This is a genomic window from Sphingobacterium sp. BN32 (assembly GCF_030503615.1).
Lineage (GTDB): Bacteria > Bacteroidota > Bacteroidia > Sphingobacteriales > Sphingobacteriaceae > Sphingobacterium.
This window is the reverse complement of sequence record NZ_CP129963.1, coordinates 3,369,097-3,383,776: the sequence shown is the minus strand read 5'-3', so window position 1 is coordinate 3,383,776 and position 14,680 is coordinate 3,369,097. Positions and strand designations below refer to the sequence as shown.

General features: G+C 40.4%; 15 protein-coding genes. 14 read left to right on the top strand and 1 reads right to left on the bottom strand.

Translation table 11 applies throughout. The annotated features are described in order from the left end of the window. Position 1 precedes the first annotated feature (1 nt). The 9 genes from QYC40_RS14310 (at position 2) to QYC40_RS14270 (ending at position 9,375) form a co-directional block, all read left to right on the top strand. Positions 2 to 1,648 (top strand): RagB/SusD family nutrient uptake outer membrane protein, encoded by a 1,647-nt coding sequence (locus QYC40_RS14310; RefSeq protein ID WP_301990803.1) that lies wholly within the window; start codon positions 2 to 4, stop codon positions 1,646 to 1,648. A gap of 25 nt (positions 1,649 to 1,673) precedes the next feature. Beyond that, positions 1,674 to 2,420 (top strand): creatininase family protein, encoded by a 747-nt coding sequence (locus QYC40_RS14305; protein WP_301990802.1) that lies wholly within the window; start codon positions 1,674 to 1,676, stop codon positions 2,418 to 2,420. A 10-nt stretch (positions 2,421 to 2,430) separates the two neighbouring features. Then, positions 2,431 to 3,639: a glucose/galactose MFS transporter gene (gene gluP, locus QYC40_RS14300; RefSeq protein ID WP_301990801.1), complete on the top strand. Its 1,209-nt coding sequence runs from the start codon at positions 2,431 to 2,433 to the stop codon at positions 3,637 to 3,639. 11 nt (positions 3,640 to 3,650) lie between these two features. Continuing rightward, positions 3,651 to 3,947: a UxaA family hydrolase gene (locus QYC40_RS14295; RefSeq protein WP_301990800.1), complete on the top strand. Its 297-nt coding sequence runs from the start codon at positions 3,651 to 3,653 to the stop codon at positions 3,945 to 3,947. Then, a complete protein-coding gene (locus QYC40_RS14290; protein ID WP_301990799.1) occupies positions 3,925 to 5,145 on the top strand; it encodes a UxaA family hydrolase in 1,221 nt (406 codons plus the stop codon). Before QYC40_RS14295 ends, QYC40_RS14290 begins: the two co-directional genes overlap by 23 nt. 5 nt (positions 5,146 to 5,150) lie before the next feature. Continuing rightward, positions 5,151 to 5,987, top strand: a complete 837-nt coding sequence (locus QYC40_RS14285) for an amidohydrolase (protein WP_301990798.1) — start codon at positions 5,151 to 5,153, stop codon at positions 5,985 to 5,987. Positions 5,988 to 6,016: 29 nt separating this feature from the next. After that, positions 6,017 to 6,370: a RidA family protein gene (locus tag QYC40_RS14280; protein ID WP_301990797.1), complete on the top strand. Its 354-nt coding sequence runs from the start codon at positions 6,017 to 6,019 to the stop codon at positions 6,368 to 6,370. Between the two features lie 5 nt (positions 6,371 to 6,375). Beyond that, the gene (locus tag QYC40_RS14275; RefSeq protein ID WP_301990796.1) at positions 6,376 to 8,685 is read left to right on the top strand and encodes a hypothetical protein; all 2,310 of its coding nucleotides are present in this window, start codon (positions 6,376 to 6,378) and stop codon (positions 8,683 to 8,685) included. 108 nt (positions 8,686 to 8,793) lie between these two features. After that, entirely contained in the window at positions 8,794 to 9,375 is a 582-nt protein-coding gene (locus QYC40_RS14270) for an RNA polymerase sigma factor (protein WP_301990795.1), read from the top strand. 671 nt (positions 9,376 to 10,046) lie between these two features. Here the strand turns inward: QYC40_RS14270 and QYC40_RS14265 are convergent. Then, entirely contained in the window at positions 10,047 to 10,748 is a 702-nt protein-coding gene (locus QYC40_RS14265) for a YjjG family noncanonical pyrimidine nucleotidase (RefSeq protein WP_301990794.1), read from the bottom strand. Positions 10,749 to 10,868: 120 nt separating this feature from the next. On the opposite strand from QYC40_RS14265, the gene QYC40_RS14260 reads away from it, so the two are divergent. The 5 genes from QYC40_RS14260 to QYC40_RS14240 all read left to right on the top strand — a co-directional run bounded on the left by QYC40_RS14260 (position 10,869) and on the right by QYC40_RS14240 (position 14,673). Then, on the top strand, positions 10,869 to 11,744 hold the full coding sequence (locus tag QYC40_RS14260; RefSeq protein WP_301990793.1) for a sensor histidine kinase KdpD: 876 nt from the start codon (positions 10,869 to 10,871) through the stop codon (positions 11,742 to 11,744). Beyond that, a complete protein-coding gene (locus QYC40_RS14255; protein ID WP_149525041.1) occupies positions 11,734 to 12,441 on the top strand; it encodes a response regulator transcription factor in 708 nt (235 codons plus the stop codon). Before QYC40_RS14260 ends, QYC40_RS14255 begins: the two co-directional genes overlap by 11 nt. Positions 12,442 to 12,447: 6 nt before the next feature. Further along, the gene (locus QYC40_RS14250; RefSeq protein ID WP_301990792.1) at positions 12,448 to 12,963 is read left to right on the top strand and encodes a hypothetical protein; all 516 of its coding nucleotides are present in this window, start codon (positions 12,448 to 12,450) and stop codon (positions 12,961 to 12,963) included. After that, positions 12,963 to 13,997, top strand: a complete 1,035-nt coding sequence (gene hemE / locus QYC40_RS14245; RefSeq protein ID WP_301990791.1) for a uroporphyrinogen decarboxylase — start codon at positions 12,963 to 12,965, stop codon at positions 13,995 to 13,997. Before QYC40_RS14250 ends, hemE begins: the two co-directional genes overlap by 1 nt. A gap of 124 nt (positions 13,998 to 14,121) precedes the next feature. Further along, the gene (locus tag QYC40_RS14240; protein ID WP_301990790.1) at positions 14,122 to 14,673 is read left to right on the top strand and encodes a CopD family protein; all 552 of its coding nucleotides are present in this window, start codon (positions 14,122 to 14,124) and stop codon (positions 14,671 to 14,673) included. Positions 14,674 to 14,680 lie beyond the last annotated feature (7 nt).

Here is a 14,680-nt window from a genome sequence, read left to right as displayed (position 1 = left end):
TATGAAATTCACAAAATATATAGCAATAGTCGCTTTCTTTACTTTCGCCTTTTCTTCCTGCGAGTCAGACTTTTTAGACCCCAAGAATCCATCGGCTATTTCGGAAGAAGACGTATGGTCAGATGGCAAATTGATTGAACTATTAGTCAATCAAATGTATAATGACCGACAAGGATACGAGTATTCAAATACGCAAGACAACATAGTTGACGAAGGACGATGCAATTATACAGGGGATGCGCCAAACCAAATACTTCGTGGCCAATGGGATCAAACATATAATCCTCTCGGTTTTTGGGCCTATCAACAGGTTCGTCGTGCAAATGAGTTTCTGTCGAAAATAGATGCCGCTACACTTGACGAGGATACGCGAAAACGCCTGAAAGGCGAAGCACGCTTTCTAAGAGCATTTCTATATTTTGATATGGTCAAGCGTTATGGCGGAGTTCCAATTATTACAACAGCACAAAATATCTCAGATGATTTAATGGTAAAAAGAGCAGGCGTTAAGGAAACGTTCGAGTTCATCGCTACTGAATTAAAACTGGCTACGGACGAATTACCTGCTTCAGCCCCAAGAGGAAGAGCATCGCAAGGCTCGGCCATGGCCCTGTTGGGAAGGGTTTTGTTGTATCATGCGAGTCCCCTCTATAATCAGGAAAATAACAACGCGCTCTGGGCAGACGCTGCAAAAGCAAATAAAGAATTGATGGATTTGAACAGATATAGTTTGTATCCCGACTTGAATAAAATATGGTTAGATAAAGCAAATAATCATGTAGAGTCAATCTTTGAAATCCAATACAAGTTGCCAGAAAAGCAACACAGTTGGGATGCCGGTTTAAGACCCCTAATCCTTGCCAATAACAATGCTGGTCAACTATCTCCATTGCAGGAGTTGGTAGATGCATTTCCGATGAAGAACGGAAAAGGAATCAAAGAAGCAGGATCGAATTATAATCCGAATGATCCCTATGTCGGTCGCGACGATCGATTTTATGCATTCATCGCATTTAATGGGTCTAAAGTCAAGGGAACAACTTCCGGTCCGCCGGTTCGTGAAATCACGTTGGAAACATACTCAGGTGGTAGAGATTATGATGCCTCAAAAGAGAACACGATCTATAACACCATAACGAGCTACTATACGCGAAAAGCTATCAATCCGGATAATACAATCTATACCGGAAGCACAGGAAGTGACCAGCCATGGATAGAACTGCGCTATGCAGAGGTGTTGTTGAATTATGCAGAGGCTCAGAATGAGGCGCTTTCCGCGCCAGATGCTTCCGTCTATCAAGCGTTGAATACACTTCGAAAACGCGCAGGTATAACAACAGATTTGGCGGTAGGATCACTAAATAAAGTACAGATGCGCGATTTGATTCGTAACGAACGTTACGTGGAAATGTGCTTTGAGAAAAAGAGATATTGGGATCTAAGACGATGGAAATTGGCAGAAACATTTTTGAACGGGAAAAAATATCACGGAGCCTTAATAACAAAGCATGCTGACGGCAGCTTCACATATGCTTATCCTGAAGTCGATCCAACACCGATCGTGTTTGAAAGCAAAATGTATTTTATGCCGATTCCACAAGGCGAAATTGATAAAAATGGAAACCTAGAACAGAACCAAGGTTGGTAGTTATGAACGCTAAAACTAATTTAATATGAGATACGAATTAATGATTCCGACACAGATTCGTAAGGCGATAGCTGACAACATTCCGGTCGTTCTTCCATTAGGTGTGTTGGAATATCATGGAGAGCATTTATGCACAGGAGTAGACACTTTGGTGATTACGGAAACGTTAGCACAATTAGAAAACGAAGTTCCCTTTATTATTTTACCAGCCTTTTATTATGGCGCTGCAAGCTACGCGGTCGAAGGGCCTGAAGCAAATGGTAGTATACATAATCGGCCAGATATACTTTATCCTTTTGCAAGTTCATTATTTATGAACTTGCTAAGGATTGGTTTTCGAAATATCCATGTCATTGTGCATCATCAGAGTGAAAACTTTGCAGCAGGGATGCCAACTGATCTATCTTTCAAATTAGCAGCACGGCAAACCTTGTTCGATTTTATTGAGCGCCAATTTGGTGAAGGTTGGTGGGGTAAAGCAGAATCTGCAAATTATTATGAAGGCCATGAGGAAGGCGATAATCCATTTAATTGGATTCAAGCTTATCCATTATTGTCCGATTCTATTCAGAAGGATTATCCTATAGATCATGCCGGGAAACTAGAAACAGCATTAATGATGGCTGTTTGTCCTGAAGGGGTGTATATGGATCATTTCTCGGAGGATAAATGGTACACGCAGACTGCAAAAGACGCCAGCTTGGAATATGGTGAAGCTGTACTAGCCAGAGTTAAGGATCATTTGAAAGATAAATTGAAGCCGAAATCCTAATATCAAGATTATGAAGACATTGTCATCTACAAATGTTAGGCTTTATTTGATCATTATCGGGTGTATGTATGCGGTATTGGGCTTTTCTATAGGCATAAATGCCTATTTCATACCTTTTGTACAGGAAGCATTTGCCTTAAAAAGAGCAACCTCCTATCTGATTATGACGGCTACCTTTTCGGCTTACGTGCTGTTTGCCATTCCCTCGGCGATGTTGCTAAAAAAGATTGGATACCGTAATTCTATTTGTACCTCATTTTTCATATTGGCGGTTGGATTCACATTAATAGCCTTTTCTTCCCAGTCAGCTAGTTTTGAATTATTCCTTTTCGGCCTTTTTGTATTGGGAATTGCTCAGACCTTGCTCACGGATTCCATCAATTCTTACGTAACAATACTTGGATCACCGGATTCTGCAGCCAAACGAATCAGTATCATGGGAATAGCGGATAAGCTGGCACTCGCAGGTGCGTCCTTTATATTAGCCCTGTTCTTAGACTTGCAAGATGTAGATATCAACCACCTAAAGATTCCTTTTTACAGTATTGCTGTCATTGCCATTTTAGTGGGTATTGCTATCTACTTTTCTCCATTACCGGAAATTTCAGCACCTGGTGAAGACAGCGCAATCGACGAACTTGATACAAGTGTTTATGGGAATACAAAATCATCCATATTTCAAATCCCACACCTATATCTCGGTGCCATTGCAATATTCTTTGATGTCGGAGTGGAAATAATCGCTCTTGGATCAATCAATGATTATGCTAAAAGCTTAAATCTCGAACATCCTGAACACTATGTTTGGTATACGACCTTTGGAATGGTGTTTGGCTATTTGTGTGGCGTAAGCCTAATCCCAAAGCGACTCTCACAAAGACAAGGATTAGTTATATGCACACTTTTGGGTATAGTAACTACAATAGTCATATTGATTGTAGAACCAATCATGTCCATCTATTTCGTCGCCGCTCTGGGGTTCGCAAACTCCCTACTATGGCCGACGGTATTTCCTTTAGCATTACGTGACCTAGGACGATTTACTAAAAAAGGAGCTTCTGTATTGGTGATGGGTATTATTGGGGGGGCAATTCTTCCTTTAATCTTCGGTTATTTGGCGGATCTGTATGGACATCAAATCGCCTATTCAGTCTGTATTCCAGCATATCTATATCTGTTATTCTATGCTTTAATAGGCAGTAAACTGAGACCACATTAACGTTTAAATCGATGGAAAAGTTATATAAGATTAATGATGACGATAATGTCTATGTTCTGAAAGAGCCTGTTGTATCAGGTGAAATCATTGAGATTAATGGCAACCCGATTAAAATTCCCTATGATTTGGGGCGAGGGCATAAAATCGCTGCCTGTAACATCCAAATAGGTGAGAAAGTCATCAAGTTTGGTATGAAGATCGGTTCTGCCACGAAGAAAATCCAACTTGGAGAACATGTGCATTTACATAATTTGAAAAGCGATTATTTACCAACATATTCTAAGGATGAACGATTTGATAACAAGTAAAAACAACAGTCTAGGCAGTGGTTATTTACGCGCGGATGGTAGGAAAGGAATTAGAAACATTGTTCTAATTGTTTATTTAGTAGAGTGTGCTAGGCATGTCGCTCAAAAAATAGCGCTACAATTTGATGAACAACAAGTTCAAATGATTGGATTTAGTGGCTGTTATCCGAATAGCTACGCCGAGCGAATGATGCATTCGCTTTGTACCCAACCAAATGTCGGAGCCGTGTTATTGGTTTCTCTGGGATGTGAGAGTTTTAACGGAAGCTCACTGTTCAAGCATGTGGAGGCTTCCAGCAGACCGGTAAAGCTAGTAGGTATTCAACAGACTGGAGGTACGAAAATGGCCATCGAGGAGGGTAAGCAGTTTATCACGTTTGCATTAGCGCAATTAGAGCAAGTTCCTCGAACTGATATTTATTGGAAAGATATGATTATAGGCGTGGTTTCCGGAGGAAGCGACGCGACAAGTGGACTAACTGCCAATCCGGCTACGGGATTAGCATTTGATAAATTACAAACGCTTGAGAGTACCTGTATTTTTGAAAATACAGGCGAAATGATTGGATTAGAGGACGATTTGAAACGTAGAGCAAGTCGTCCAGACCTAGGTGAGGAATTAAAAAACACGATACTAAAGGCCGCATCTTATTATGCGAAAATGGGGCATGGAAGTTTTGCGCCTGGAAATGCCGAAGGCGGTCTGACCACATTGGAGGAAAAATCTATCGGAGCCTACTGTAAGAGCGGATCATCAGCAATAGTTGGAGTATTAAAGCCTTGCGACCTACCGACGGTTCCTGGATTATATCTAATGGATATTGTACCTGATGGTGAGCCTACATTCGGTTTTCCAAATCCAAATGATATCTCGGAAATGAATGAATTGATCGCTTCGGGTGCTCATTGTATTTTATTTACCACCGGAAGGGGCTCAGTTGCTGGTTCTGCAATATCGCCCGTTATAAAAATTATGGCAAATCCGGAGAATTATGTGCGTTTGGAGGAAAACATGGATGTGAATGCTGGAAAAATACTATTGGGAGAGAGCAGTTTGGACGATATTGCGAATGAGATCATTCTTCGTATTGCCGAAGCAGCAGGTGGCAAACGAACAAAAGCAGAAGAATTAGGGCACTTTGAGTTTTCGCTTGGCTATAAGTTTTTTGAACCGGCAGGACCTTCCTGTTTAGCCTGAATATTATGATGAAAATAGATAGCCATATCCATTTCTGGAAATACCATCCGATAAAAGATGCTTGGATTACCGACGAGATGGAAGTCTTAAAGTCTGACTATATGCCCGATGATTTATTGCATCAGATGAACGATGCAGGCATCGAACAAGGCATTTTAGTGCAAGCGGATCAGAGTGAAAAGGAGAACTATTTTCTATTGACACTCGCTAAACAGCACCCTTCCTTCGTTGCGGTCGTTGGCTGGGTCGATTTTCGGAGCAACAACATCGAAGAAAGACTTGCTTTCTACGCGGAGGATAACCTGATGAAGGGATTTAGACATATTGTTCAATCTGAGCCTGATCTAAACTTTTTATTGAAACCATCTTTTATGAATGGAATCGCTCTGTTGAAGAAGTACAATTTTACCTACGATGTATTGATTTACCCGAAACACCTAGAGATAGCTTTAGAATTTTGTAAGACATTTTCTGATCAGAAATTAATAATAGACCATATTGGTAAGCCGGACATTAAGAATAGAAATTTCACGGACTGGAAAAAGGAGATAAGTGAGTTTAAGTCGATGGATCATGTAGGCTGCAAATTAGCAGGTCTCGTTACTGAAGCGGATTGGAATCGTTGGCAAGTTGATGATTTTAAGGAAGTCATTGATTTTTGCTTATCGGTTTTTGGCCCCCATAGAATGATGTTTGGAAGTGACTGGCCAGTATGTAAGCTTGGCGGGTCTTATGCGGAAGTGTGTGCTATCGTCGAACAACATATTTCAAAGCTTACCGAGGTAGAACAGGCAGCAATCTGGGGGAACACATGCAGAGATTTTTACAATATTAAACCATAAACCAAATGATGAAAAGTATAAAACACCCAATGAGGATGCTAGAATCCGACCCTCCTTTAAGCGATGCAATATTAGATGATAATTGGATGTATGTAAGCGGTCAAGGCTCTGTTGATGTTTCAACGGGAACTTTTCTGCTAAGTACGATAGAAGAGGAAACTAGACAAACGATGGAAAACATTAGACTAATCTTATCGCAAGAAGAAATGGGGTTCCACAACATCGTAAAATGTAATGTTCATCTAGCGGATATGGAAGATTTCGACGCCTTTAACGCCGTTTATCGAACCTATTTTCCAAATATTAAGCCTGCACGAACGACTGTACAGTCTGTTCTTATGCGGGGGATAAAAGTAGAAATTGATTGTGTTGCAAAAAAGTAAATATTATGACCTTAACATCATCTATAAATAGACGTCAGTTTTTAGCAAGTAGTGGATTGGCAGTTGGAGCCTTTCTTGGCCTAGGAATGATACCTTATGAGTTTCAACATATAGAGCCTGACACCGACGGTCCTCTAGCCTTAATTCCAACGCATTTTCCCAGTTTAATACATGCTTTTGTGTGGCGAAATTGGAACTTGGTACCCACCGAACGCATGGCAAAGACAATAGGCGCAACAACGTCGCAAATAAGAGGACTTGCCCGGGAAATGATGCTCCCAAAGGAGCAAGCGGTTAGCAATTCGCAGTGGGAGCGTAGTTATCTAACTGTCATACGAAGAAATTGGCATTTATTGCCGAAATCTCAGCTTTTGCTCTTAATGGACTGGACGAGTGAACATTTGGAATTTACGCTTATTGAAGATGACTTTTTCTACGTAAAGCTAGGCAATCTAAAGCCTAAATGTAAAATTTTGAATTATACCGAGGGTATGAAGAGCTTGGATAAAGCAGAATTGGTGAAATTTAAGAAGCGCTTGCAATCCGTGTTTCCAAATGGATTACCAAAGCAAGAGGAACCTTTCTTCCATTTTGTCGAAGAGCTATCGGCCGCAAGCCCGACGAAAGTCGAAGAAGGAGATTCCATGTTTAGTCCAAGAATAGCTTACCCCTATTTCGCATTATTTGGAGATCCCTTATTGTCGGAGAGTACAGAGTCTTATCCAGATGCCTATTTAGAGAAAATGCACGCTAAAGGTGTCGACAGTATATGGATGCATATTGTGTTGAGCAAAATATCGCCTTTCCCTTGGGATATGAAACAAAGCAAGAACTGGGAAAAGCGATTGTCTAATATGGCAAAGCTTGTTGATCGTGCGGGTGAGAAGGGTATAAAGATTTATTTGTATCTCAACGAGCCTCGAAATCAAACGAAAGAATTTTTTGATAAATATCCCCAGTTAAAGGGTAGTGGGAATTCATTATGTACAAGTAAACCAGAAGTCCAAGAATATTTAAAAAATTCGCTTTCCGTAATAGCGGAACGCGTACCTGGTCTAGGTGGTTTTTTCTCTATCAGTGCCTCCGAGAATCCGACACATTGTTGGTCGCATTATCGAGGAGATTTATGTCCAAATTGCGGACCCAAAGGGCCAGGAAAAGTAATCGCGGAGTTGAATAATCTATATATTGACGCCATCGGACAAGGATACGCCAAAGCGAAGAAAACACAGGAAGAACATTCTATTAAACCTCGTCTAATTGTTTGGGACTGGGGTTGGCAGGACGGTATTGCGGAAGTTGTATTGCCGAGTCTGAAGAACGAGTCGCTGAGTTTTATGAGCGTGAGTGAATGGAGTTTGCCCATTGAACGAGGAGGAATAAAAAGCCAAGTAGGCGAGTATTCGATAAGCAGCATCGGTCCTGGCCCAAGAGCCACAAAGCATTGGAAAATAGCTAAGGAGAACGATATAGCCTGTATGGCAAAAATTCAAGCCAACAATAGCTGGGAAATAGGAGCAATACCATATATCCCTGCATTGTACAACGTTGGACAACATATTTCAAACTTAAGGAATGCCGGAGTAACGGGATTAATGTTAGGTTGGAGCTTGGGAGGATATCCATCTCCGAACCTGGAATTAGTCGATATGCTAGGCAAAAACAAATCGATGCCTTTCGAGGAAGCTATATTGAAAGTCGCAGATAATCGTTATGGAGAGTACGGCGCTAAAGTCGCTGAGGCCTGGAAGATTTTTAGTATGGCTTTTAGGGAGTTTCCTTACAATATCAGTGTAGTATATACTGCGCCATTACAAGCCGGTCCTTCCAATCTTTTATGGAAGAACGAAACAAATTATAAAGCTACCATGGTAGGATTGCCTTATGATGATTTGAAAAGCTGGCGAAGTATTTACCCTGAAGATGTTTTTGTAAGCCAACTTCAGAAGGTATGCGACGGGTTTTCAAAAGGGATAGAACTGTTAAAATCTACAACGAAGAACAAAAATATTAGCAAAGTGATGCAGCAGGAGATCAATGTTGCCGAAGCGCTATATTTACACTACGCAAGCATCGTTAATCAGGCAAAGTTTATTATGGCTAGACGGGAACTTCAATCGTCAAATGCTAATGATATCAAAGCGCAGCTGAAAAATATATTGAAATCGGAAATTGATTTGGCTCTACGTTTGGCGTCGGTTCAGGGGGGAGATTCTCGCATCGGCTTTGAAGCTTCGAACCATTACTTCTACGTCCCTCAGGATTTATTTGAGAAGGCGTTGAATTGTTCAAAGTTAATTGAGGAGTATTCCTAACTCTTGACGTATTTTTACACGGAATAGCGTCATTGTCAAAATGACGCTATTTGTTTTATAGTATTAAAACTATTTAGTAATTTCAAAGATAAACCTAAGCACTAATTTATGATACCTTCATCAGTGCCATTATCAGATTTGAGAAATGGAAAGGAAGCTGGACTTACCTTTTACATGTCGAAATATGGAAGTTCGCTACGATTCTTTGCGTATTCAATTGTGAAGGATAAAGGAGCAGCAGAGGAGATTGTTTCGGATAGTTTCTATAAGCTATGGAATGGTAGAGCAAGAACAAAAACGGAGGCGAATGTAAGGGCATTTCTTTACCTTTCTACCAGAAATGCTTGTTATGATTACGTGGATTTAAATGTAAATCGCATGAAGCACGATTCTGACGCGCTTGACTTGTTAATCCAACCTGATCAGGATTTCGAAGCTCAAATAATCTATAATGAATTATTAAATGCGATTTCAAAGGAGTTAGAGAAATTGCCTGCGACACAAGCTAAGGTTTTCAAAATGTCTTTTTTCGAGGGGCTGGAAACCAACGAAATATGTGAAATGCTCAATACAACGCCGAGTACAGTTTACTTCGCAAAATCAAAAGCTATTCAAACGCTAAAGGAAATATTTAAAGAGAAAAATCTTAAATACTATAGTCTATTTTTGTTTTTTATGTTGAATAAATAAGATAGTATTTAGTAGTTAGTACTTAGTATAAAGACCTATGGCGGCCTTAAATAGTATTTAGTAGTTCGTACTTAGTATAAAGACCTATGGCGGCATTAAGTAGTATTTAGTAGTTAGTACTTAGTATAAAGACCTAGGGCGGCCTTAAATAGTATTTAGTAGTTAGTACTTAGTATAAAGACCTATGGCGGCCAATATTGGTCGCCTTTTTTTGTGCGAAAATTAAGGGTTATCGATTATTTGTTGCAGAGAGGGGAGGGATGATTCGTCTTTGAAAAAAGAGGATTCGTCTGAACCAGGAAAGGAAGGTTTTTAGGATGACCATGATCCTGCCAATCCTTTAATCCTTTCTTTCCTGGTTCAAGACAAAACATCCTGCCAATCCTTTTATCCTTTCTTTCCTGGTTCAAAGACAATACAATCTAACATCTAAAATCTATAGCCGCCATAGGTCTAAATACTAACTACTAACTACTAAATACTAAGCACCACTCAAACCCCTTTCAAACCCCTTTCAAACCCAATGTATAACCCAATCATAGCCGCTTGGAAAGGGGTATACATTGGGTTTGATACGCTTTATCATTGGGATATAGTTGTAGCAATCCAGAGCGAGCCTAAATCGTCGCTCGGCAAGCCATCTAAAAAAAGGAAAGAGTATAGGAATTTCGTTAGAACATCTCCTGCAGTTCCTTCAGATCTTTGATCATGTAATTCACATCGCCGGGTTTCTCGACTTCCAGTGGATTGAAGAAAATCGCTTCAATTCCGGCATTCTGTGCGCCACGCACATCAGCATCGATGTTATCACCGATCATAACTGCCTGTTCACGTTGTGCCTGCCCATTTTGTAGGGCGTGTTCAAAAATGCGAGGGTCCGGTTTGTTGATGCCGACAATCTCGGAGATCACAATGGTGTTGAAGTATGGGGCGAGCTTGCTATGTTCCAGCTTCTTTTCGCAGGCCTCTTTAAAACCATTGGAAATTAGGTGGAGCGTATATTTATCCTTTAGATAGGCTAAGGTTTCGTGAGCATTCGGGAAAAGATTTGTTTTCGTTGGACAGATGGCGAGGTATTCTTCCTCAAATTCTGTTGGAAACATGCTGGGGTCAACGCCGAGTTGGGTAAAGGTATCGGCGAAGCGCAAATAGCGCAAGGTAGGCTTATCTATTTTTCCATGGTGATATAATCCCCAAACGCGGTGATTATTGACGGTGTAGGTTTCGATAAAACTGTCAGAAGTTGGGATATTGAAAAGATCGTCAAACTTATATTTGAAATACAAATCGTGGAGGGTTTCCTCGGCGTTTTTATCAAAATCCCAAATGGTGTGGTCTAAATCGAAGAATAGATGCTTTTTGTCGTTGAACATATGCAAATATACAGCGCGCTGCTTGGCAACGCAATTTTGATTCTCGCTTTATTGTCATAATGTCTGGGGTATTTCCTATTGAAAGGCTATTTAAGTACATTTGCACGGGAAACATAGCATATGAGAAAAGCCTTATTTCTATTTTACTTTCTGATTTTTTACGCCATTACACAGCTGCTGTGGTGGGGTTATATTTTGATTAAATTCGAGCCGGAAAGAAAAGGCATGATTATCGGTGAAGGCTTGATTTTTATGCTCATTTTTATTTGGGGTGCTTTGAAGCTGAAGAAGCAAGTCAAGCGCGACCATGAAATCAATTTGCAACAGCAAAATTTCCTGCTTGCTGTAACGCATGAACTAAAATCGCCCTTAGCATCTGTTAAATTGTACATTCAAACGATTTTGAAAAGAGAGTTGGATAGAGAACAGCAAAAGGTTTTTTTATCTAATTCGTTGAAAGATATCGAACGTTTGGACGATTTGGTGGAGAATGTTTTGCTATCAACCAAATTAGAAAATCGTGCTTATCAATTGCCGAAGGAAGTATTTGATATGTCGGACTTGGTGGAGCAGATCATCGATCGATTGCAGAAAAATGCATGTAAAACGCAGGTTATTAAAGCCGATTTAGACGAGCATATCAAGCTGAAAGCGGATAAATTCGCGATTACCAATGTAATTACCAACCTTGTTGAGAATGCGGTAAAGTATTCTCCAGCCTGTGGGATGATCTATGTGAAACTGAAAGAAGAGGGTGGAAATCTGATATTTTCTGTCGCCGATCATGGCATCGGTATCCCAGACGAGGAAAAAAGACTTATATTTAATAAATTTTATCGAGTGGGGAGTGAAGCAACTCGTAAAACCAAGGGTACAGGTTTGGGGTTATATATTGTGAGGACTGTTCTACAGAAACATAATGCCTCCATCCGGGTGAAAGATAACAAGCCATCCGGTAGTATCTTTGAAGTAACTTTTGAAAATTATGCAAAGTAAACAACGTATACTTTTAGTTGAAGATGAAGAACATCTATTAGAGGCTATCAAGTTAAACCTAGAACTTGAGGGCTATCGCGTAACAACAGCAACAGACGGTAAAAAAGCATTGAAAATATTTAAGGAAGAACGTTTTAACTTAATTATTCTTGATGTAATGATTCCTGAAATCGATGGATTCCAGGTAGCAGAAACTATCCGTTTGCAGAATTCTGAGGTTCCTATTATGTTCTTGACGGCTAAGAATAGCAGTGAAGATCGCATTACGGGATTGAAAAAAGGCGCCGATGATTACTTAGTGAAACCATTCAACTTGGAAGAGCTGATCCTTCGCGTGAGCAATTTGATCCGTAGAGGAATGAAAGGCGATGACTTGAAAGAATTGAACTCTTACACAATCGGTGATAAGACGATTTATTTCAACTCCTTCGAGCTGCATCAGGCGGATGGAACAATCACTTCGCTTACAAAGAAAGAAACTATGTTGTTGAAGCTTTTAATCGAGCGTCGTAATGAAGCAGTTTCTCGTGAGCAGATTCTTGAAACGGTTTGGAATTATGATGTTTACCCTTCAACACGTACCATCGATAATTTCATCTTGACCTTTAGAAAGTATTTTGAACCTGATCAAAAACATCCGATCTATTTCCATTCGATCCGCGGTGTGGGGTATAAGTTTACCGATAACCAGAACTAGGTAAGGATGACCAATAGAGCTAGAAAAATAGTTATCGCAATTGCGATCGCATTTCTCTTGTATGCTGTCTTTGCAAAGCATTATAATATCGCGGTTTATATCTTCGGAGGTATCGCCTACCTGGTATGGAGTTACCTGAAGGAGGGTACCGTATATTTGGCTACGCAGGCATTTCATAAGCAAGATTATGAAAAAACAAAACGTCTTCTAGCCGAGATCAAGAACCCTGATAGGCTACGGAAGGGGCGCAGAAACTTCTACGAGTTTATGATGGGCAATATTTTACTGAAGGAGGAGAAGATTGAAGAAGCGGAGTATCATTTTCAATTAGCATCGCGCCTGCCTTGGCGTCGCGATCATGAAAAGGGGATGGTGCTTATTAATTTGGCAAGCATCAATCTGCGCAAGAAAGAATACGACAGGGTCGAAGGTTATGTGGATGCTGCAGAGAAGTTGAAGCTGACTGCAAGACAAGAGTCTATTCTAGAGAAAATAAAAAACGAAGTAAATAAACATAAATAGTGAACAATTCATTGAAGAACGATCTTTTGATTCGTGCTGCATTATCGCAGCCTACGGAAAGACCTCCTGTGTGGATGATGAGACAGGCAGGCAGATTTATGAAAGAGTATTGGGAAATTAAGAACAAATATTCTTTCCTAGAGATGTGCAAAACGCCTGAAATTGCGGCGGATGTAACCATGTTGCCGATTGATCTGCTAGATGTGGATGCGGCGATTTTATTCTCCGATATCCTCGTTACAGCGGAGGCAATGGGTGGCGACTTATCTTTCGAGCAAGGCGTGGGACCTCGATTCGCTAACCCGGTTAGAAATCAACAGGACGCAGAAAAACTTTCGGTAGATTGTTTAGATCGCTTGCAATATGTGGGCGACGCGATTAAGGTTATCCAACAACGTTTGGATGGTAAAGTGCCATTGATCGGTTTCGCTGGTGCGCCTTTCACTATCTTAAGTTATTTAGTTGAAGGTGGATCATCTAAGGATTTCAAATTGACGAAAACCTTGTTGAACAACCAACCTGAGTTGGCACATTACATTTTGCAAAAGATTGCTGATGTGACCATCGAATACTTAAATATGCAAGTTGATGCGGGTGTAAATGCTTTGCAGTTGTTCGATAGCTGGGCTCTGGCTCTTTCATGGAATGACTACCAAGAGTTTTCGCACAAATATAACAAGTACATTCTTTCTAAATTGAAAAGAACGGTTCCGGTCATTTCTTTCTGTAAAGGAAGTTCTGTTTTTGCGCCATTGATGGCTGAAGCACAGCCGGATGTCGTATCCGTAGATTGGAATGCAGACTTATTGAACATCAAAAAATCGCTTCCAGCAGGTATGGCGGTTCAAGGTAACTTAGACCCGTTTGTATTATATGCTGACAAGCCGGTTATCAAGAAAAAGATTCTTGACCTGTTTGAGCGTATGCGCGGTGAAGACGGCTTTATTTTCAACTTGGGCCACGGTATCATGCCGGATATCCCATTTGATAATGTCAAATTCGCGGTGGAAACGATTAAAGAATATCGCTATTAATTATCTCCATTTTAGATAGAAAGAGGAGCTGTGTGTATATGCAGCTCCTCTTTGTCTTTATTCCTTACCTTCGCCTGTTATTTATTGGCTGATTAATTGTTATTTTTGAAGATATTATTTTAATATGCTCTATCTATACGCAAAAGCGATACATATTATTTTTGTTGTTTGCTGGATGGCGGGATTGTTCTACATGCCGCGTTTGTTTATCTATCATACCGAAGCGAAATCTAAATCTCCCGTAGAATATCAAATCCTGCATAAGCAATTTACGCTGATGGAAAACAGGCTGTGGTGGGTTATTACGACGCCTGCGATGTATATTACCGTGGCTTCCGCGCTTTTGATGCTTTATATCAATCCCGGATTATTGTCGATGGGATGGATGCATATTAAGTTAACTTTTGTTGCAGGATTGATTGCTTATCATTTCATCAGCCAGCAGATGATGTACAAGCTTCGTGACGAGAAGCTTAGCTGGACGTCAAATAAGCTTCGTATGTGGAACGAAGTGTCTACTTTGATACTCTTTGCTATTGTGTTTTTAGTGGTGCTTAAATCGTCGCTAAACTGGGTGTTTGGAGTGGCGGGGCTCTTGGGCTTAAGCATATTATTGATGATATTGATCAAGCTATACAAGAAGTATCGCAAGTCGAAGGGTGAAAAAGTTGATTAAAACAGTC